We start from the raw sequence: 20,344 nt of genomic DNA on the forward strand, positions 1-20,344 counted from the left end.
CGGAGGGGAAACGCCCGGTAACATTCCGAACCCGGAAGCTAAGCCCTCCAGCGCCGATGGTACTGCAACGGGGACGTTGTGGGAGAGTAGGACGCCGCCGGACAAACATCGCAGTCAAGGCCCACCCTCCGGGGTGGGCCTTGACGCGTATCCGGACACTATTCGGGCCCCTGCCGGGGCCCTTTTTCATGCCCATTTCACGCCGGCGGTTTTGTGTTCCCGTTCAGGGGCATCCGGCATTGACCGGCTCGAAATGGAGCACACCCTGCGGGTGGCTGCTTTCCGGTCTGGGGCAGAATCTGCGGAACCCCGGTGCGCTGCCCGGGGCCAGGTGTCGGCGTGCCGGATTCTTTCGGTGGCCGACGGGGGAGGACCGGGATCGGATGAGCTACGACCTGCAGGCCGTCATCGGCGCCGAGGAGGTCCTCCGCGAGGTAGCCGCACAGCAGCCCGGTGCCGTCGTCGTGCCGCTGCGGCAGGGGTTCGCGCTCATCCCCATGACGGATGAGTTGTTCGACTCTGCCACGGACGGCAGCCGTGGTGACGGGCTGAGGTTCTGGAAGCTTCCCGGCGGCTTCGAACACGTCCTCGCCGACTGGTCCACGGCCGGTCCACTGGGTTATGTCGAGGCGGGCTACGCCGGCGGTGTGGGTACGCAGCGGGCGGCGCTGTGGGCCGGTGGCGAGCTGGCGATCGGGCCGATGTTCGTCGACGTCAACGAGCCCTTCCCCGCCATCGGCAGTCCCATCTCGCAGGTGCTGGCGCACCTCGGCGCGACACGTCGGCGCCGCGACGCCGACGAGTTCGTGGCCGTGGGGCTGGACCGGTGCCGGGAAACCGAGGCGTGGCTCGAGGCCGACGGCCCGCCCGTCACCCCCGATGCCGTCGGGTCACGTCGCTGACAAGGTCACCAGGTACCTGTGGCCACGACACGCCGTCGAACCGTGCCATAGGTTCATGATCGACCCGGTGGGTCAGGAGGCGGCGAGGAGGACGGGGCGGGGGCTGAGGTAGTAGTCGTCGTCGGGGGCGGTGGCGGTGGCGCCGGGGATGGTGCGGACCAGGACCAGGTAGCGGCCTGAGGTATGCACCTGGGCGAGGTCGTACGCGGTGTCGGGCTCGTAGTGGAGCTGCAGCGACGTCCGGGACAGTTCCTTGCCTGAGGCGGCGCTGATGGCGATCAGCGTGTGGTCCGGCGCGAGCAGGAGCACCCGGTCGCCGGAGGCGGCCAGCAGGCGCGGCGGTGGAGTGGTGTCCGCGGCCGAGGGCTGCCAGGTCCAGCGCAGGTCGCCGGTGCGGGCGTCACGGCCGTCGAGGCGGGTGACCGCGACCGGATCCGCTGCGGTGGCGGCGATCCCGCCGACGGCGACCGCACCCGCTGCGGCCAGCGGAGGGGACGGCTCGGCGGTCGAGCCGGTGAGCAGACGCCCTTCGGCGCCGACCGATCCCGTGAGGCGTACGCCCAGGCAGCTCGAGTGGCCGACGGCGCAGGACACCGGCTCGGCCGCGGTCACGCCGCTGCCGAGGTCGGGTAGCGCCGTGCCGGTGGTGGTGTCGACGCGTCGCACGGTGCCGGTGCAGGTGTCGTGCACCAGGTACTGCTGAGCCGAGGTGAGGTCGACGCCACGGCAGTCCTCGCCCGAGGGTGCAGGCAGTTGCCAGCGCTGCGCGCCCGTGGCGGGGTCGTATGCCGTGACGTGGGCGGGGCCGGCGACGATGACGGCGCTGTCGGTGGTGAACAGCCCCGGCGGCTGGTAGACGGTCGCCGCGCCGGTGCGCCGGCCGGTGTAGGCGTCGCCGAGGGTTTCGGAACTCACCTGCCAGGCGATCGTGCCGGTGCGGGCGTCCGTGCCGACGAGTTCGCCGTCCGACCAGGAGCTCACCACGACCGGGCTGCCCCCGCCGATCGCGACGACGCCGACCAGCTGCGCGGGCCAGCGCCGCAGCGACCACAGCGCGCTGCGCTCGTACTTGAAGTTCGGCGGCGCGTCGGCCCAGACCTGCCGCTTGGCGGCGAAGACCCGGATCCGGTCGTCGAGCACGAGCGGGGCGGAGACCAGGACGCCGATCGGACCCGGGGCGGGAATGACCGGGCCGGGGTAGGGCTTGCGCGCCGGCGTCACGACCTGGGCCGGGCCGAGCACGCGCCAGGCCACCAGTCCGGCGGCCGCCAGCAGCGCCACCGAGACTGCGCCGATCACCGCGAGCCGAGCTCCGCGGGGCAGGGTCCGCCACCTCATAGCTGCACCCTATTACGGGGGCTTGGCCGCATTCCGGGGGCGTTCGACCAGGTGTGGGCGGGGCGATGCAGCCCGATGCGTCCACAGGTGAACCTTCCGCCGGAGCCTCGGGTCCGGCGTGGAGGGCGGACAAAACGAAAGACCGCCGCCGGCCATCGGGCCGGCGGCGGTCTTTTCGTGTGTGCGGGATCAGACGAAGTACTTCTCCGCCGCGTGCAGCAGCGCGTCGTTCTCCTCGGCGGTGCCGATGGTGACGCGGACCCCGTCGCCCGCGAACGGCCGCACGATGACGCCCTCGGCCTCGCAGGCCTGCGCGAACGGCACGGCCCGCTCACCCAGCGGCAGCCACACGAAGTTGGCCTGGCTGGACGGCACGCCCGGCAGCAGCTTCGCCAGCGCGATCTGCACCCGGTCGCGCTCGGCGATGACCAGGTCGCAGCGGCGGCGCATCTCGGCCTCGGCGTCCAGCGCGGCCAGCGCCGCGGCCTGTGCGGCCATGCTGGTGGAGAACGGCGTGACCACCTTGCGCACCGCGCCGGCCACCTCGGGGTGCGCCACCAGGTAGCCGATGCGCAGGCCGGCCAGGCCCCACGCCTTGCTCAGGGTGCGCAGCACCGCGACGTTGGGCCGGTCGCCGTAGACCTCGACACCGTCCGGCACGGCCGGGTCGGTGACGAACTCCTTGTACGCCTCGTCCAGCACGACGAGCACGTCGTCCGGCACCGCGGCGAGGAACTCGTCCAGCTCGGCCTTGCGCACGCTGGTGCCGGTCGGGTTGTTCGGGTTGCAGACCAGGATCAGCCGGGTGCGATCGGTGATCGCGGCGGCCATCGCGGCCAGGTCGTGGCCGTGCTCGGCGGTGTTCGGCACGCGCACCGAGGTCGCCGCGGTGGTGGCCGCGATGATCGGGTACGCCTCGAAGGAGCGCCACGCGTAGAGCAGCTCGTCACCGGGCATGCAGGTGGCCCGCGCCAGGTGCTCGGCGAGCGCGACGGAGCCGCAGCCGGTCACCACCCGCTCGGCGGGCACACCCAGGCGCTCGGCGAGCCGGTCGCGCAGCGCGACCACGCCCATGTCGGGGTAGCGGTGCACGTTCGCGGCGGCGTCGGCGACGGCCTCGACCACGCCCGGCAGCGGCCCGTACGGCACCTCGTTGCTGGCCAGCTTGATCGCGCCGGGCACGGAGCGGCCGGGCACGTAGTTCGGCAGAGCGTCCAGGTCGGCCCTGGTCAGGCCGCGCTCAGATCGTTCGCTCATGATGTGCCTTTCTTCTCGGTACGGACCGGGTCGGGCAGGCGCACCACGTAGGTGCCCGCCGAACGGTCATGCCAGGCCAAGCGCTGCTGGCGGTCGAACAGGATGAAAACGACGTCAACCATCTGAAGTATGACGAAGCATGGACCGCAGCACGAGAGCAGCAGCAGCGGCATGGCCAGCGGGCTCCAGCGCCGCCAGGCCCGGCCCACGCCGAGCGGATCCAGGTTCTCCGCCCGCACGACCTTGATGCGGGCGAGTCTCTTGCCCAGCGTCTGCCCGGTGTGCGCGGTCGCCGGCACCTCGTAGGCGAACCACAGCGCGAGCGCGATCAAGATGATCACCAGCAGCAGCGCGTCCATCTGCGCCGGCCGCTCCATGTCGAGCGGCAGCTTGCCGGTCTCCATCCACTTGTCGGTGATGGCCTGGGTGTAGGGGATGTACTCGCGCAGGAACAGGTAGATGAACCAGCCGTTGACCACGACGTTCAGCAGCACCAGCGCGATCGTGTCCACGATGCGGGCGACCAGCCGTGCCCCGGGGGTGGCCAGGGGCAGGCCGTGCGGGCGTACCGGAGGCTGGGGGACCGGGTGCGGCCAGCCCGGCGGCAGCGGGCGCATGCCGGGCCCGCCCGGGGGCATCCCGCCGCTCGGCATCCCCGGCGGCGGGAGCACCGGCGGCACCGCGCCGTCCCGGGCACCGCTGACCTGGTGCGCCGGATGCACCGGCTGCCCCGCGGGCATCGGCGGCGGCGGCGGGGGCGGCGCGGCGGGCGGCCCGTCCGGTGGTGTCGCGTCGGCGGGCAGGGGCGCGCCGAGCCAGCCCTCGCCGTCCCAGTACCGCTGCGTGCTGGGATCGGCGGGGTCCTTGTACCACCCAGGACTGATCGTCATGACTGCTATTTAACCGACCTTCACCACGACGGTCTGCGCCGCCTTGTCATGCAGGCACTGTTGGAGCGGTTTGTCCCACAGCTGCCAGAACCCGTCGAGGTAGCTGAAGAACGGCACGAAGACGCCCACGACCCGTTCCACAGCCCAGCGCTTGGTCAGGTCACCCCGGGTCAGCGCCTGCTCCGGCCGCACCTTGACCACACGCAACTTGAGCACCCGCTTGCCGATGGTCTCGCCGCCCTTACGCAGCTGGTACTCGACGAAGTACAGGTAGGTGACCAGAAGCTGGACGACGAAGACGGCGCCGATCGCGATGAACATGGTGCCGAAGAAGCGGAAGAAGTCGTCCGGCACGGGCTGCCCGTACGCGTCCGTGTAGCCGCTGTTCGCCTCGGTCCAGTCGATGATCGCGAACATCCACAGGACCATCAGCGGGATGGTGAAGATCATGCCTACCGCCCCGACGATGAGGCCGTCGAGCAGGAAGGCGAGCAGGCGGTCGCCGAAGCTCGCCAGCGGCCGCCCGTTGGGCGCGAGCGGGGCGGCGTGCGGCCAGGCGGCCGGCGGCGCGGGCGGCACCCAGCCGGTGGGCTGGCCCGCCCACGGCCCCGCAGGGCCCTGGGGCGGCACGACACCCGGCATGGGCGCCGGGCCCTGCTGCGGCACCGGGACGCGGACGTTCACCGGACCGTCCGGCGGTACGGGGGATGAGGGGGAGGTCATGTGCGACATCCTTCCATGTCCGCGCAGCCGTCGAACGTGTGCGCCGGAGTGAGAGAAGGGCGCCTGCCTCGGCATACGCGTCGGCAGGCGCCCCTGGACGTACTGGTGCGCGGGCGGTCAGAGGTTGCCGCGGGTCTCCTGCTCGCGCTCGATCGCCTCGAACAGGGCCTTGAAGTTGCCCTTGCCGAAGCCGAGCGAGCCGTGCCGCTCGATGAGCTCGAAGAAGACCGTCGGGCGGTCCTGCACCGGCTTGGTGAAGATCTGCAGCAGGTAACCGTCCTCGTCCCGGTCGACCAGGATCTTGCGCTTCTTCAGCTCCTCGATCGGGGCGCGCACGTTGCCGATGCGGGCCCGCAGCTCCGGGTCGTCGTAGTACGAGTCCGGGGTGGCCAGGAACTCCACGCCCGCCGCGCGCATCGCGTCGACGGTGGCCAGGATGTCGTTGGTGGCCAGCGCGATGTGCTGCGCGCCGGGGCCGCCGTAGAACTCCAGGTACTCGTCGATCTGCGACTTCTTCTTGGCGATCGCCGGCTCGTTGAGCGGGAACTTCACCTTGCGGGTGCCGTTGGCGACGACCTTGCTCATCAGCGCGCTGTAGTCGGTGGCGATGTCGTCGCCGATGAACTCCGCCATGTTCGTGAAGCCCATGACGCGGTGGTAGAACTCCACCCACTCGTCCATGCGGCCCAGCTCGACGTTGCCGACCACGTGGTCGACGGCCTGGAAGAAGCGCTTGGGTGAGCCCGCGGCGACGGCGGCGGAACGGTCCACGAGCGGCTCGCGCACCACGAAGCCCGGCTCGAACGGGCCGGTGTAGCCGGAGCGGTCGATCAGGGTGTGCCGGGTCTCGCCGTACGTGGCGATCGCGGCGATGCGTACGGTGCCGTGCTCGTCCTTCTCGTCGTACGGCTCCTGCAGGCCGGTCGCGCCGTGCTCCACCGCGTACGCGTACGCGGCGTCCACGTCGGGGACCTCGAGCGCGATGTCGGTGACGCCGTCGCCGTGGCGGGCGTGGTGGTCCGCGCCGGGCGCGGCCGCGTGCACCGCGCCGCGCAGCACGAACCGGGCGCTGCCCGAGGTCAGCACGTACTCGGCGTAGTCACGGTAGCCCTGCTCCGGGCCGCGGTACGCGACCAGCGTCATGCCGAACGCGGTGGAGTAGTAGTGGGCCGCCTGCTTGGCGTTGCCCACCAGGAAGGCGATGTGGTCGACACCCTTCACGGGGAACGGGTCGGTCATCTGCTCCGGCGACGCGTGGGTGGCGGCCGGGTGCGCTACAGCGGTCATGTCGAAAGATTTACCCAGCTCCGTGAGCTGGGCAACTGTCTCGCCAATCACTGATCAGATTGCGCAGAACGACCGGTTCACGGGCTGGATTGCTATACAGAATGACCAGTTATCGAATCGTTATCAAGCCTTGTCATGCTCGGGCGGCTCCCGGGCGTATCCCCGGTGACCAGGGGAGCGGCATGGACGACTTCGCAGAGTTCTACCTCAGCGGCAAGGACGCGGTGTTCCGCGCGGTGCTCGCCGCGGGCGGCGACCGCGCGGGCGCGGAGGACGCCGTCGCCGAGGCGTACGCCCGCGCGTACGCACGCTGGGCGACGGTGCGCGAGCATCCGAATCCCCTCGCCTGGGTGCTGCGGGTCGCGCTCAACGTGCGGCGCTCGGTCTGGCGGCGGCTGCGCCGGGAGGTGCTCGGGGATCCCCCGGAGCAGCCCGCCGCCGGGCGCGAACCCGACGGCGGACTGCGTCGCGAACTGGCTGCGCTGCCCCGCCGGCAGCGTGAGGTGGTCGCGTTGCGGCTGCTGGCCGACCTGAGCGTCGCCGAGACGGCCGAGCTGCTCGGCATCACCGAGGGGACCGTCAACACCCATCTGCACCGCGCCGTGCAGGCCCTGCGGCACCGGTTGCACCCCACCCGCCTGACCGGCCTCAAATCCACCACGGAGGTGGCGTGATGACCATCGACGACCTGCGTACCCGGATCGCCGAGGAGTACGGGCCGGACCGGCTCGCCGTGACGGTGGCGGACATCCGCCGCCGGGCCGAGCGGGGCCGCCGCCGGAGGACGGCGTGGGCCGCCGCCGGTGTCGCCGCCGCCACGGTCGGCGTGCTGGCCTGGCCCCAGGGCGGGGTCCCGACCGGCGTGCCGCTCACCACCCCGCCGCCGAGCGCCGACGCCTGGACCGCGTCGTACGACGAGCAGTGCCGGGCGGGCTGGGCTGCGCAACCGCAGAGCACGGGGACAACGCTGCCCGCGCTGCGTTTCGACCTGCGGGACAAGGGGCGAGGCCTGCGCATCTACACCGACGGCAGAGTCGTGGTGGACTGCGTGCGCCGGGATCGGGGCACCCCGGTCGAGGTCGGGGTCCTGTCCATCCGCGAGTCGACCGTCCGGTCCACCGCCGTAGACGGAGTGCTCGCCGATGTCGGCGACGGCCTGCCCCGCTTCGTGGGGCAGGACAGCGTCCTCGCCAACGGCTATGACAGGGCCGGACACGTCATCGGGCGGGCCCCCGCCGGCACGGTCCGGGTCGACGCCGTCGACCCGGACGGCACGGTCCACCAGGCTCGGCTGTCCGGCGGCCTGTTCCTGCTGTGGGCACCCGACGGTGGGCTGACGCAGGCGACGGTGCGCGCCTACACCGCAGACCGGGTGATCATGGAGGCGCCGCTGCGCTGGTTCGGCGGTGAGGCACACGGCGACCGGGTCGCCGAGATCTGCCGGGACCTCGCCGATACGGCCCTGCGGCAGGCCGGGCTGGCCGCGCTGCCGCCGCGGCGCTTCAGCTGGTCCACCGCCGAGCAGAGCGTCCTGCTCTACGCCGGCGGCAGGGAGGTGCTCTCCTGCCGGCAGGTGTCCCAGAACAGGGTGCTCGCCGTCGCGGTGGCGCCGGCCGGCACCGGGTCATGGCAGCCGATGCGCAGCACCTCCGGCGGCTCGTCCGGCCGGGGCTGGCTGATCGGCAGGGCGCCCGACGGCGCGGTGAGCGGTGCCGCGGTCCTGCCCGACGGCACGGCGGTGCCGCTGGAGCTGTCCGGCGGCTGGTTCGGGGCCTGGTGGCCGATCGGGCCGGGGGACTTCACCCAGCGGCCGGTGCGGATCGAGATCAGCACTGCCACCACCGTATGGACGGAGGAAGGCGGACAGGTCACCCGGCGGCCCCGGTGACATGATGGGCCGGTGACTCCCACCGTGGACGAGCTGGACGTACGACTCGTCGAGCTGCTGGCGGCCGAGCCGCGGATCGGCGTGCTGGAGGCCTCGCGCCGGCTGAAGGTGGCGCGGGGCACCGTGCAGGCCCGGCTGGACCGCCTCGTCGCGCGCGGCGTCATCAAGGGCTTCGGCCCGGAGCTGGACCCGGCCGCGCTCGGCTACGGCGTCACCGCGTTCGTGACGCTGGAGATCCGGCAGAGCGGCGGCCACGACCCGGTCGCGGCGCACCTGTCCACGATCCCCGAGGTGCTCGAGGCGTACACCATCACCGGTGGCGGCGACCTGCTCTGCCGGATCGTGGCCAGGTCCAATGCCGACCTGCAGCGGGTCATCGACGAGATCGTGTCGTACGACGGCATCGTGCGCGCCTCGACACTGATCGCGCTGGCGGAGCAGCTGCCCTATCGAACGCTGCCGCTGGTGGGGAAAGCCGCCCGACACGGGTGAATCGGACAGTCACTCACGTTTGAGGGTTTCGTGGCTACTCTGGCCGGATGGCTCAGGGTAGGGCTGGCGCAGGCTGGCTCGTGGCAGTGGCCGTGGCGCTGACCGTGCTCGTGAGCACCGGCGTCTGGAACCCGTTCCCCGACCTCTGGAACTGGATCAACACGAGCGGCCCGGTCGCCGACCCGATACCGCGCTGGCAGGAGCGGCTCGGCGGCACCCCGCAGACGGTCACGCTGACCGACGACTTCGTCGTCGTCGAGCACCGGGACTCGGTCGAGGCGCTCAACCGCTTCTCCGGCCGGCGCAACTTCTCGACCGAGGCGGACTGGGCGGCGGTCGCCGGGCCTGCCGGCAAGCCGGTCATCGTCGCCGGAAAGCTGCTGGTCAAGGGATATCAGGTGCTCGACCCGCGGAGCGGCACGGTGGTCTGGCGCGACGAGGAGGCCTCCGCCGTCTGGACGTACCGCGACGAGATCGTCGACGTGGCCTGCCGTACGCCCAAGGATTGCGAGGTCTCCGGCCGCAGTCCCGCCACCGGCACGAAGATCTGGTCCACCGGCCTGCCCGGCATGGGGTTCGTGCTCTTCGCCGACAATCCCGAGCTGCTGGGGACCAAGCCGATCGAGTCGGACCGGATCGCGGACCGCCACGAGCCCGGGACCCGCCCCGAACTGCTGGCCTTCCCGATAGACGGCAAGGTGTACGTCGTCGACCCGCGCCGGTCCGAGCCGCGTCTGGACCCTCCGCTCGAACCCGGGCGCCGGGACAAGATCACGGTGGCGGGCGGGCGCATCGTGCGCAGCAGCGTGACACCGCGCGACGGCGGCTGCGACATCGCCGTCGTCGGACTCGACGCGGTGAGCAGGCAGCTGGTGTGGCACCTGCCGGCCGGGCAGCACCTGCGCACGTTCGACGGCGGCGGCTGCGATCAGCGCCGCCTGCCCGGGGGCACCGACAGCGTCCTTGTCGGATTGACGATCGACGGCCGGGAGCAGCTGACCGAGGCGGGCTTCGGCGAGCAGGTGCTGCTGTGCGCCGCGGGCGAGCACATCGTGGGGGTCACCGGCGGGCTGGCGCTGGTGCGCTCCGCCGACGGTCGCAGGCTGAGCGCGGTGGTGCCCGACGGGAAGAACCCGGGCAAGCCCAAGGCGCTGTGGCATCGCAAGATCAGCCCGGAGGCGTCCGCCGCGCTGCGGGGCACCGTGGTGGTGGTCTCCGACCGCGGCCCGAACCGGGTGATCGTGCTGAACCCGGAGGACGGCAAGGTCCGCAAGGAGGTCAAGTCCGACGCGGAGGTGCTCGCCGCCGACGACAAGGGCCTGCTGTTGGGCCAAAGGCGTGATCTCGGTTACCTCCCGTTCGATTAGCCAGGGCGCGAATTCTGCGACCCGATGGCACATGAGTACCCTTTTTCGCGTGACTGACTTCGCCTACTCCTCGCTGCTGCCCCTGGGCGCGGACACCACCGACTACCGCCTGGTCACCGACGAGGGCGTCGACGTCGTCAGCGGGCCGGGTGGGCGCAAGTTCCTCACCGTCGAGCCGGAGATCTTCACCCAGCTGACCGCCGAGGCGATGCACGACATCGCGCACTACCTGCGTCCGGCGCACCTCGCCCAGCTCACGTCGATCATCGACGACCCGCTGTCCTCGCCGAACGACCGCTTCGTCGCCAAGGACCTGCTGCACAACGCGAACATCGCGGCCGGCGGCGTGCTGCCGATGTGCCAGGACACCGGCACCGCGATCGTGATGGGCAAGCGCGGCCGGCACGTGCTCACCGACGGCAACGACGAGGCCAACATCGCCCGCGGCGTCTACGAGGCCTACACCAGCCTCAACCTGCGCTACTCGCAGCTCGCGCCGCTGACCGTGTGGGACGAGCGCAACACCGGCACCAACCTGCCCGCCCAGATCGAGCTCTACGCCGAGGACCCCGACGGGCACCCGGACGCGTACAAGTTCCTGTTCATGGCCAAGGGCGGCGGCAGCGCCAACAAGTCGTACCTCTACCAGGAGACGAAGGCGCTGCTCAACCCCACCTCGTTCATGCGCTTCCTGGACGAGAAGCTGCGCCTGATCGGCACCAGCGCCTGCCCGCCGTACCACCTGGCGATCGTCATCGGCGGCACCTCGGCTGAGCACGCGCTCAAGACCGCGAAGCTGGCCTCGGCGAAGTACCTGGACAACCTGCCGTCGGCCGGTTCGATGCTGGCGCACGGGTTCCGGGACGTCGAGCTGGAGGCCGAGGTGCTGGAGCTGACCCGCAACTTCGGCATCGGCGCGCAGTTCGGCGGGCGCTACTTCTGCCACGACGTGCGCGTCATCCGGCTGCCCCGGCACGGCGCGTCGTGCCCGGTCGCCATCGCGGTCTCCTGCTCCGCGGACCGCCAGGCCGTCGCCAAGATCACCCCCTCCGGCGTATGGCTGGAGCGCCTGGAGACCGACCCCGCCCGCTACCTGCCCGAGGTAACCGAGGAAGACGTCTCCGACGAGGTCGTCAAGATCGACCTCAACCGGCCGATGGCCGAGATCCGCGCCGAACTCGCCCAGCACCCGGTGAAGACCCGGCTCTCGCTGACCGGCCCGCTCGTCGTCGCCCGCGACATCGCCCACGCGAAGATCGCCGAGCGCCTCGACGCCGGTGAGCCGATGCCGCAGTACCTGCGCGACCACGCCGTGTACTACGCCGGGCCGGCGAAGACCCCCGAGGGCTACGCGTCCGGCTCCTTCGGCCCGACCACGGCCGGCCGGATGGACGCGTACGTGGAGAAGTTCCAGGCCGCGGGCGGCTCCTACGTCATGCTCGCCAAGGGCAACCGCAGCGGCCAGGTCACCAAGGCCTGCCAGGCGTACGGCGGCTTCTACCTCGGCTCCATCGGCGGCCCCGCCGCCCGGCTCGCCCAGGACTGCATCAAGAAGGTCGAAGTCCTGGAGTACGCCGAGCTCGGCATGGAAGCCGTCTGGAAGATCGAGGTCGAGGACTTCCCCGCCTTCATCGTCGTCGACGACAAGGGCAACGACTTCTTCGCCGAAACCTCCAAGCCCACCCTCACCATCACCCGCCGCTGACCCCCGCCCTCGCGTCGCACGGTCCGGCGCGTAGCGCGCGCCTTGATCGTCGGACTTGCCTGGCACCTGTGCGTATCTTGAAGCGTCATTCGCACAGGTGCCTGGCAAGTCGAGCGATCTTGGACCGGTTGGGCGGCTCGGGCGACGGTCTTCCGCGTGGCGGCGCCCGCGTCGAGCGGGGTGCGCACCGCCACGGGGCGTTCCTCGTGAAACCGCGGGTGCCGACCGTGTGGACGGTGTTGATCTACGGGCGCCAGCCGCGGGAGCGGAGGGCGGTCTTGGCCTCGCGGACGATACCCGCGAAGTCGGTGCGCATGCGGCGACTCGTCACGTGCAGGACGATCCAGCCGTCGTTGACCAACAGGTTGAGTCGGCGGCGGTCGAGGTGGAACTGGTCGGGGGCGTCGTGCCACTCGCCGTCGTACTCGATGGCGACCTTGAACTCCGGCCAGGCGAGATCGGGGTGCAGCACGCGGCCGCCCACCGCGACCGGATGCTGAAGTTCGGGCCGTGGCAGTCCGGCACGGACCAGGCCCAGCCGGAGGCGGGACTCCTGAGGTGACTCGGCGCGACCGTCGGCGAGCGCGAACGCCCTGGCCGCCCTGGCTCCGCCATGCCGGCCGAACCGGCTGCGGGCCAGCTCGCCCAACTCGGCGGCGGTCACCTGCTTGGCATGCAGCAGCGCGTCGATGATCGTGACCGCCGGCACGAGATCCAGCCACAGCACGAGATCCCAGCAGGTCCGCAGTGGCCGGGTGACGGGTTGGCCGCGGTGGACCTCGACCTCGTCGTCGCCGAGCAGCATGCGGTGGACGGTCGCCTGCTTGCGCTGGTTGAGCCGGGCACCCGCAGGCACCACCAGGTGTACAGAGTCGCCGAAGGCGGCGGCGTGCTCGACGCCGTGCAGGCACGCGGCGGACGGCCCGGCGAAGTAGGCGCGGGGCGGCAGGTCCAGCGCGAGTGCGCGGCACCTCAACTCGTGATCACGGTCGAGCCGGCTGTCGGCGAATACGTTGTAGCCCACGCTCATCCAGTTGTCGCCGCGCAGTTGCTCGGCTGTCAGCAGCCCTTCCCGCACGGCGTCGGACCCGCGGAACACCTGCCAGGCCAATCGCCTGGGTCGATCGACACGTCGCACGCCGCACAGCGTGCCCTAAATCCACGGTCCCTGTGTACGGCCCTGTGGATAACCGCCGATCACCCTGTGGATAACCATGTGGATCAGCTGTGGACACTTGTGGACGACCGGCACTGTCCGGCGCTGCCGTGACCCTTCAAGGTCACTCGACTTGCCAGGCACCTGCGCGAATGCGCCACCAAGATACGCACAGGTGCCAGGCAAGTCGGACGATCTTGGCCCGGCGGCCCGGCGGCCCGCGGCGGGCGGTGGCCGACGGGCGGTGGGGGTCAGGTGAGGGCGGTGGTGATGGTGGTGGCGGCGGCTACGACCAGGGGGCCGACGGTGGGGGTGTCGAGGGGGGCCAGGGCTACGACGCCGACGGAGGCGCGCAGGCCTTCGACGTGGTGGACGCGGGCGGCGATGCCGTACGCGCCGGGCTGGAGTTCGCCGGTGGAGACGGTCCAGCCCTCGGCGTCGGAGAGGATGGCGCGGCCGGCGGCGCCGGACTCGAGCGGATGCCGGGAGCCGGTGCGGTAGGCGACGTGGAACATGGTCGAGCTGGGCTCGACCACGGCGACCGCGACAGCTTCGTCGCCGTCGGCGACGGTGAGGTGAGCGGTGGCGTGTACCTGGTCGGCGAGCCGTCGCAGGGCGGGCAGCGCCGCGTCGGCCAGCAGCGGCTGGGCGCGCCGAGCCAGGTGCAGCAGGCCGAGGCCGAGGCGCAGCCGCCCGCCGGAATCGCGGCGGACCAGGGAGTGCTCGGTGAGCGTGGTGACCAGCCGGTACACCACGGCGCGGCCTACGCCGAGGCGGTTGGCGGCCTCGGTGACGGTCAGCCCGCCGGGGGTGTCCGCGACCAGGGTCAGCAGGCGCAGCCCGCGATCGAGCGTCTGTGCGGTGTCCACGGGCTAAGCGTAGGCGTCGAAGGATGTGACTAGAGTGGCGGAGTGATCAAGGCGGTGGTGTTCGACGCGGACGAGACGTTGCTCGATCTGCGTCCGGCGATCGACTATGCACTGGACCAGGTGCTCGGCAACCTGCGCCGGCTCGACCCGGACCTGGCGGTGACGCGCGAGCACCTGCAGGACGACTGGCGGGTGGTGTTCGCCGAGGGCCCGGAGGCGCCCGTCCCGCACATCCGGCGGGAGTCGATGCGCCGGACGCTGGCCCGCTTCGGCCTGGAGCAGCACCTCGACCACCACTACGAGCTGTTCTTCCATTGCCGCTACCGGGCGACGAAGCCGTTCCCGGACGCGCTGGCCACGCTGGCCGAGCTGCGGGAGTCGTACCTGCTGGGCTATGCGACCAACGGCAACTCGACGGCGGACCGGTGCGGGCTGGGCGGCGAGTTCGCTTTCGAGTTGTACGCGCACCAGGACGGTCTGCCGAAGAAGCCCGCGCCGGAGTTCTTCGCCACGGTCGTTTCCGCCACGGGCGTGAAACCGGACGAGATCGTCTATGTGGGCGACAACTACCACCACGACGTGGCGGCGCCCGCCGCAGCCGGGATGCGTACGGCATGGGTGAATCGCGGCGGCCGTGAGCTGCCCGGCCCCGTCGTCCCCGATCTGGTCGTCGAGCGCCTGGCGCAGCTGCCGGGCGGGCTCGCCGGTCTCGCCTGACGGCTGGCGCGTCTCCGTTGTCTCGCGACGTGGGACGGCGTACCCCCGGCGGGTGACGGTGCAGGGCTCTGACCTGCGGTTCCGCTAACGTGTACCGATGATCACAACTGTCGCCTTCGACGCCGACGACACGCTGGTGGACATCCGCACCGCCGTGAACGCGGGCCTGAGTGCGGTCACCGCCGCGGTGGCCGACCCGGCGCTGACCCTGGAGCTGTTCGCGGCGGACGCCGAGGAGCACTGGACGCTGCTGGCCGAGCGGCCCGCGCGCGACATCCGGGCCGCCGCGATGCGGCACACCCTGGCCCGGGCCGGCCGCGAGCACGAGCTGGACCGGTGGCTGGAGCTGTTCTTCGAGGTGCGCTACGCGCACTCGCACCCGTTCCCTGAAGTGCCCGCGGTGCTGGACAAGCTGAGCCGGGACTACAGCCTGGGGTACGCCACGAACGCCAACAGCCTGGCCGACCGGTGCGGGCTCGGCGGGCGGTTCTCGTTCGAGCTCTACGCGCTGGAGAACGGAGTCCCGAAGAAGCCCGCCCGGGGTTTCTTCGAGGCGGTGCTGGCCGCGGCGTCGGCGCAGCCGCACGAGGTGGTGTACGTCGGGGACTCCTACGACCACGACGTCGCCGGGGCCGCGGGCGCGGGCCTGCGTACCGTCTGGCTGAACCGGGCGGGCGCCCCCGCGCCCGGACCGGTCCGCGCGGACGTGGTGATCACCGACCTGGCCGAGCTTCCCGACGCGGTGGCGGCGCTCAACGGCTGATCCGGCGTGCTTGCCGCGCTCTGGCACCATGCCCGGCATGGCCGACAGGATCACCGGTGCGGACGGGCGGCAGTGGTGGGTCGGTCGGCGCTGGCTGCCGTGGCGGCCGCGCCGACGGCGCAGCGTGCCGGAGGGCGAGCCCGAGTTCCTGAAGCTTGCCGACGGCTCGCTGGGGTGCATTTCCGTGTTGCTGATCATTCTGGCGCTGCCGGTGCTGGTCGTGCTGGTCGTGCTCGCGGTCGAGTGGCTGCTGGTGCTGTTGCTGCTGCCGTTGTGGGTGCTGGCCCGTTTCCTGTTCGGCGCGCCGTGGTTGATCGTGGCCCGGGGCAGGTCGCCCGAGGGCCGGCGGTGGCGCTACTACGGCAAGGTCAAGGGCTGGCGGGCCGGCACTGACATGATCGACACGGTCCGCGCGGAGATCGCACGACACGGCGAGCCGCGTTCGCTCGGCGCGCCGGTAGCCGAGGAGCACGACAACATCGTCGTGGTGGGCGAGGTCTCGCTGCAGCTGGTGCAGTCCGGCGAACCCCTGGAGATCCCCGGCCAGGTGTACGGCACGACCTCGGCGTATGCCCGCAACGGGTGGCTGAACGGGCACCTGCGGGCTGACAGCGTCTCGCTGAGCATCTCGCAGGGCGACGGCATCGCCCGCCGGGCCATCCCCGTGCTCGGCGGATCGACGCTGCCGGAGACGCCGTCGACGAAGGCGGACCGGGCGGCGATCGGGGAGGCGGCGGTGATCGGCGTCACCGGCACAGATGGCCGTGAGTATCGAATCGCCGTCGATCCAGATGAGCTTGAGGCGTTGCGGTGGCTGCAGTCGCAGTGGACGGCCGCGCATTGACTATCCTTGTGCGGTGACGTTGAGACTCTTTGACACCGCGACCAGACAGGTGCGCGACTTCGTGCCGCGCGTTCCCGGTCAGGCCTCCGTGTACCTGTGTGGTCTCACCGTCCAGGCCGGCCCGCACATCGGCCACCTGCGCTCGGGCGTCAACTACGACGTGCTGCGGCGCTGGCTGCTCCACTCGGGCTACGACGTCGTGTTCGTGCGCAACATCACGGACATCGACGACAAGATCCTCGCCAAGTCGCTGGAGCTGGGTCGCCCGTTCTGGTCGATCGCGTACGCCAACGAGGTGACGCTGGCCGCCGCCTACCGGGCGCTGAACGTGCTCGCGCCTACCTACGAGCCGCGAGCCACCGGGCACGTGCCCGAGATGCACGAGCTGATCGCCGAGCTGATCGAGCGCCGCAACGCGTACCCGAGCAACGACGGCAGCGGTGACGTCTACTTCTCCGTGGGCTCCTTCGCCGAGTACGGCGCCCTGTCCGGGCAGCGGCCCGACGAGATGCTGGCCGCGCCCGACGGACCGGAGCGGGCCAAGCGCGACCCCCGGGACTTCGCGCTGTGGAAAGGCGCGAAGTCCGAGGAGCCCGACGACGCCGAGTGGCCCTCGCCGTGGGGCCGCGGCCGCCCCGGCTGGCACATCGAGTGCTCCGCGATGGCCAAGCGCTATCTGGGCGCGGAGTTCGACATCCACGGCGGCGGCCTCGACCTGGTCTTCCCGCACCACGAGAACGAGCAGGCGCAGTCGCGCGCCGCCGGGCTGCCGTTCGCCCGGTTCTGGGTGCACCACGGCCTGCTCAACCTCGGCGAGGCCAAGATGAGCAAGTCGCTGGGCAACGTCGTCGACCTGGACTCGGTCGTCGAGCGCGGCATCCGGCCCGTCGACCTGCGCTACTACATGCTGGCCCCGCACTACCGGGCCCGCATCGACTTCAGCTGGGGCGCGCTGGAGGAGTCCGCGACGGCATACCGCCGCATCGAAGGCTTCGTGCAGCGGGCCGTGGAACTGGTCGGCGTCGTCGAGCCGAGCGTGCTGTGCGCCGACTTCACCGCGGCCATGGACGACGACCTCAACACCTCGGCCGCGCTGGCGGCCCTGCACGAAGTCGTGCGCGAGGGCAACACCGCGCTGGCCGCCGGGGACGGCAAGGCCGCCGCGGGCGCGCTGAGCAGTGTCCGGGCCATGCTCGGCGTGCTCGGCATCGACCCGCTCGACGCGGCCTGGGCCGACACCAAGAGTGGCAGCGGGCTGCGCAGCACGGTCGACGCGCTGGTCGCGCTCGCCCTGGAGCAGCGCACGGCCGCACGCGAACGTAAGGACTGGGCCGCCGCGGACGCCGTGCGGGATCAGCTCAAACAGGCCGGAGTCGTGGTGGAGGACACCCCGCACGGTCCACGCTGGACGATCGGAAGTGAACTGTAATGCCGGGCAACTCGCAACGTCGGAACATACGCCAGATCAGCAAGAAGAGCGCCGCCAAGGGCACGGGCGGCAAGGGCAAGGACACCCTGAAGGGTCGCGGCAAGACCCTGCCCGCCGACGAGCGTCCCTGGCACAAGGGCTACTCGGGCACCGAGAAGCTGCCCTCGAAGACCGCCTGGAAGCAGGACAAGGAGCGCAAGGCCGCCGCGGCGGAAGGGCGCAGCCCGAAGATCGGCAAGCCCGGCACCAAGGACACCACCTGGGGCCGCGGCAGCGGCGGCAAGGGCACCCCGACCCGGCGCACCCCGGCCGGCCGGGGCGGCGCTCCCGTGCGCAGCGGCCCGCGGGTCGCCCCCGGGCGCAAGTCGCAGACCCCGAAGGACGCGCCGGAGCTGCTCGTCGGCCGTAACCCGGTGGTCGAGGCGCTGCGCGCGCACGTGCCCGCGACCGCGCTCTACGTCGCCCAGGGCCTCGACATCGACGAGCGCATCACCGAGACCGTGCGTACCGCGGGCGACCGTGGCATCCCGATCCTGGAGATCAGCCGCGCCGAGCTCGACCGGCTCACCGGCGGCGTGCTGCACCAGGGCATCGGCATCCAGGTGCCGCCGTTCGCGTACGAGAGCTTCGACGACATGCTCGCCGCCTCGGTCGAGCACCCGGAGCCGCTGCTGGTGGCGCTGGACGGGGTAACCGACCCGCGCAACCTCGGCGCGGTGATCCGGTCCGCGGCCGCGTTCGGCGCGCAGGGCATCTTCGTGCCCGAACGGCGGGCCGCGGGCATCACCGCGACGGCGTGGCGGACCAGCGCGGGAGCGGCGGCTCGGCTGCCGGTGTCCCAGGTGACCAACATGACCAGGGCGCTGAAGCAGGCGCAGTCGGAGGGTTTCGTGGTCGTCGGGCTGGACGCCGACGGGGAGACCGACCTGTACCAGCTCGAAGCGGCCGTCGGCCCGCTGGTCGTGGTGGTCGGCTCGGAGGGGCGCGGCCTGGGCCGACTGGTCGGGCAGACCTGTGACATGCGGGTGAGCATCCCGATGGTGTCCGAGGTCGAGTCGCTGAACGCCTCCGTCGCCGCGGCCGTGACCCTGGCCGAGGTGGCCCGCCGCCGGGCGGCGTGACCGGCGGTCCATCCGCCTTTGCATAGACGTTGGCCTATTACATCGAGCCCGATCCACGGAAACTCGACGTAATAGGCCAACGTCTATTTGTCGACGGGTCGGTCAGTCGGGCTGGCGGGTCATGGCGAGCACGTCCAGGGCCGCGTCGAGCTGCGCCTCAGTGAGCTTGCCGGCCTCCACGTGGCCGCGTTCGACGACGACCTGGCGGATGGTCTTGTTCTCCGCCAGGGCCTGCTTGGCGATGGCTGCCGCCTCCTCGTAGCCGATGTGGCGGTTGAGGGGCGTGACGATCGAAGGGGAGCCTTCCGCGTAGAGGCGGGCCACCTCCTCGTTGGCCTGAAGCCCGGTGACGCACTTGCGGGCGAACAGGCGGCTGACGTTGGCCAGCAGGGTGATGGATTCGAGCAGGTTGCGGGCCATCACGGGGAGCATGACGTTGAGTTCGAAGTCGCCCTGGGAGCCGGCGAACGCGACCGCGGCGTCGTTGCCGATGACCTGGGCGCAGACCTGGCGGACGGACTCGCAGATGACCGGATTGACCTTACCGGGCATGATCGACGAGCCGGGCTGGAGGTCGGGGATGCGCAGCTCGCTGAGGCCTGCGCGGGGCCCTGAGCCCATCCAGCGGATGTCATTGGCGATCTTGTAGAGGCTGACCGCAGCGGTGCGGAGCTGGCCCGACAGCTCGACCAGGGCGTCACGAGCGCCGTGCGCCTCGAAGTGGTTCTCGGCCTCCTTGACGGGCAGGCCCGTGTTGGCGGCCAGCCGACGGTAGACCTCGCGCCGGAACTCGGCGCTCGCGTTGACGCCCGTGCCGACGGCGGTGCCGCCCAGCGGCAGCTCGGCGACGTGCGGCAGGGTCGAAGCGATGCGCTCGGCGGCCCGGTGCACCTGCTGGGCATAGCCGGAGAACTCCTGGCCCAGGGTCACCGGGGTGGCGTCCATCAGGTGGGTGCGACCGGACTTCACCACGTGCGCGAAATCCCCGGCCTTGCGCGACAGCGCGTTCTCCAGCTCCAGCAGCGCCGGGCGCAGCTCGTACGCCACCAGCCGCAGGGCAGCCAGGTGGATCGCCGACGGGAACACGTCGTTGCTGGACTGTGAGGCGTTCACGTGGTCGTTCGGGTGCACCGCCCGGCCCAGGCGCTGCCCGGCCAGGCGGGACAGCACCTCGTTCATGTTCATGTTGGTCGAGGTGCCCGAGCCGGTCTGGAACACGTCGAGCGGGAAGTGCGGTGCGAAGTCGCCCTCGGCGATCTCGCGGGCCGCGGAGGCGATCGCGCCGGCGGTCTGCGCGTCGAGGTCCCCGGTGGCCGCGTTCGCCTCGGCCGCCGCCTCCTTGATCTGGGCAAGGGCGATGATCAGGGGGTATGGCAGGGGAGTCCCCGAAACCGGGAAGTTCTCTATGGCCCGCTGGGTCTGCGCACCCCACAGGGCTTCGACGGGCACCCGGACCTCGCCCATCGTGTCGTGCTCGACTCGATACTCCGTCATGGCTCCATGCTTACCCGGTGGAGCACGGCTAAGCGAAGATCGGCACGCATCACAAAGGGGCGGGACCGCGAACGGTCCCGCCCCTTTCGGTTACTGCTTGCG

Annotated in this window: 19 protein-coding genes and 1 rRNA gene; 12 read left to right on the top strand and 8 right to left on the bottom strand. The window is 71.3% G+C overall.

Features of this window, described 5'->3' with window-relative positions:
- Positions 1-103: ribosomal RNA gene (gene rrf / locus FLL47_RS41825) — 5S ribosomal RNA — on the top strand; the annotation flags it as partial.
- 280 nt (positions 104-383) lie between these two features.
- The gene (locus tag FLL47_RS41830) at positions 384-902 is read left to right on the top strand and encodes a hypothetical protein (protein WP_144128247.1); all 519 of its coding nucleotides are present in this window, start codon (positions 384-386) and stop codon (positions 900-902) included.
- 72 nt (positions 903-974) lie between these two features.
- Here FLL47_RS41830 and FLL47_RS41835 read toward each other — a convergent pair whose 3' ends face one another.
- The 5 genes from FLL47_RS41835 to hppD all read right to left on the bottom strand — a co-directional run bounded on the left by FLL47_RS41835 (position 975) and on the right by hppD (position 6,397).
- Complete coding sequence (locus FLL47_RS41835) at positions 975-2,240, bottom strand: outer membrane protein assembly factor BamB family protein (RefSeq protein WP_144128248.1); 1,266 nt, start codon at positions 2,238-2,240, stop codon at positions 975-977.
- 189 nt (positions 2,241-2,429) lie between these two features.
- Positions 2,430-3,497 (bottom strand): histidinol-phosphate transaminase, encoded by a 1,068-nt coding sequence (hisC, locus tag FLL47_RS41840; protein ID WP_144128249.1) that lies wholly within the window; start codon positions 3,495-3,497, stop codon positions 2,430-2,432.
- Positions 3,494-4,387, bottom strand: coding sequence for an RDD family protein (locus tag FLL47_RS41845; RefSeq protein WP_144128250.1), 894 nt, complete (start codon positions 4,385-4,387; stop codon positions 3,494-3,496). Before FLL47_RS41845 ends, hisC begins: the two co-directional genes overlap by 4 nt.
- 9 nt (positions 4,388-4,396) lie before the next feature.
- Positions 4,397-5,110 (bottom strand): RDD family protein, encoded by a 714-nt coding sequence (locus FLL47_RS41850; RefSeq protein ID WP_186316246.1) that lies wholly within the window; start codon positions 5,108-5,110, stop codon positions 4,397-4,399.
- A gap of 117 nt (positions 5,111-5,227) precedes the next feature.
- Entirely contained in the window at positions 5,228-6,397 is a 1,170-nt protein-coding gene (gene hppD, locus FLL47_RS41855) for a 4-hydroxyphenylpyruvate dioxygenase (RefSeq protein ID WP_144128252.1), read from the bottom strand.
- A 182-nt stretch (positions 6,398-6,579) separates the two neighbouring features.
- Here hppD and FLL47_RS41860 point away from each other — a divergent pair, with 182 nt between their 5' ends.
- From FLL47_RS41860 to FLL47_RS41880, 5 genes are read left to right on the top strand one after another with little or no spacing between them, the layout of a single operon-like run.
- Positions 6,580-7,071: an RNA polymerase sigma factor gene (locus FLL47_RS41860; protein WP_144128253.1), complete on the top strand. Its 492-nt coding sequence runs from the start codon at positions 6,580-6,582 to the stop codon at positions 7,069-7,071.
- Positions 7,071-8,285, top strand: a complete 1,215-nt coding sequence (locus tag FLL47_RS41865) for a hypothetical protein (RefSeq protein ID WP_144128254.1) — start codon at positions 7,071-7,073, stop codon at positions 8,283-8,285. The genes FLL47_RS41860 and FLL47_RS41865 overlap by 1 nt, the downstream gene beginning before the upstream one ends.
- Before the next feature lie 12 nt (positions 8,286-8,297).
- On the top strand, positions 8,298-8,777 hold the full coding sequence (locus FLL47_RS41870) for an Lrp/AsnC family transcriptional regulator (RefSeq protein WP_144128255.1): 480 nt from the start codon (positions 8,298-8,300) through the stop codon (positions 8,775-8,777).
- Positions 8,778-8,824: 47 nt separating this feature from the next.
- Positions 8,825-10,144, top strand: a complete 1,320-nt coding sequence (locus tag FLL47_RS41875) for a PQQ-binding-like beta-propeller repeat protein (RefSeq protein ID WP_144128256.1) — start codon at positions 8,825-8,827, stop codon at positions 10,142-10,144.
- 31 nt (positions 10,145-10,175) lie between these two features.
- Positions 10,176-11,849 (top strand): fumarate hydratase, encoded by a 1,674-nt coding sequence (locus FLL47_RS41880; RefSeq protein WP_144128257.1) that lies wholly within the window; start codon positions 10,176-10,178, stop codon positions 11,847-11,849.
- Between the two features lie 244 nt (positions 11,850-12,093).
- Here the strand turns inward: FLL47_RS41880 and FLL47_RS41885 are convergent, their stop codons facing one another.
- Together FLL47_RS41885 and FLL47_RS41890 are read right to left on the bottom strand one after the other, a co-directional pair.
- Positions 12,094-12,987 (bottom strand): endonuclease domain-containing protein, encoded by an 894-nt coding sequence (locus tag FLL47_RS41885; protein ID WP_246159333.1) that lies wholly within the window; start codon positions 12,985-12,987, stop codon positions 12,094-12,096.
- Between the two features lie 269 nt (positions 12,988-13,256).
- Entirely contained in the window at positions 13,257-13,874 is a 618-nt protein-coding gene (locus FLL47_RS41890; RefSeq protein WP_144128258.1) for a helix-turn-helix domain-containing protein, read from the bottom strand.
- Positions 13,875-13,916: 42 nt separating this feature from the next.
- Between FLL47_RS41890 and FLL47_RS41895 the strand changes: the two genes are divergently transcribed.
- From FLL47_RS41895 to rlmB, 5 genes are all read left to right on the top strand, one after another.
- On the top strand, positions 13,917-14,591 hold the full coding sequence (locus FLL47_RS41895; protein WP_144128259.1) for an HAD family hydrolase: 675 nt from the start codon (positions 13,917-13,919) through the stop codon (positions 14,589-14,591).
- 97 nt (positions 14,592-14,688) lie between these two features.
- Positions 14,689-15,354: an HAD family hydrolase gene (locus tag FLL47_RS41900; protein WP_144128260.1), complete on the top strand. Its 666-nt coding sequence runs from the start codon at positions 14,689-14,691 to the stop codon at positions 15,352-15,354.
- A gap of 37 nt (positions 15,355-15,391) precedes the next feature.
- Entirely contained in the window at positions 15,392-16,198 is an 807-nt protein-coding gene (locus FLL47_RS41905) for a hypothetical protein (protein ID WP_144128261.1), read from the top strand.
- 13 nt (positions 16,199-16,211) lie between these two features.
- Entirely contained in the window at positions 16,212-17,627 is a 1,416-nt protein-coding gene (gene cysS / locus FLL47_RS41910) for a cysteine--tRNA ligase (protein WP_144128262.1), read from the top strand.
- Positions 17,627-18,748, top strand: coding sequence for a 23S rRNA (guanosine(2251)-2'-O)-methyltransferase RlmB (gene rlmB / locus FLL47_RS41915; protein WP_144128263.1), 1,122 nt, complete (start codon positions 17,627-17,629; stop codon positions 18,746-18,748). Before cysS ends, rlmB begins: the two co-directional genes overlap by 1 nt.
- A gap of 102 nt (positions 18,749-18,850) precedes the next feature.
- On the opposite strand, the gene FLL47_RS41920 is transcribed toward rlmB, so the two are convergent.
- Entirely contained in the window at positions 18,851-20,242 is a 1,392-nt protein-coding gene (locus FLL47_RS41920) for a class II fumarate hydratase (protein ID WP_144128264.1), read from the bottom strand.
- Positions 20,243-20,344: the final 102 nt, after the last annotated feature.

The sequence above is a fragment of the Catellatospora sichuanensis genome (assembly GCF_007483665.1).
Classification (GTDB): Bacteria; Actinomycetota; Actinomycetes; order Mycobacteriales; family Micromonosporaceae; genus Catellatospora; species Catellatospora sichuanensis.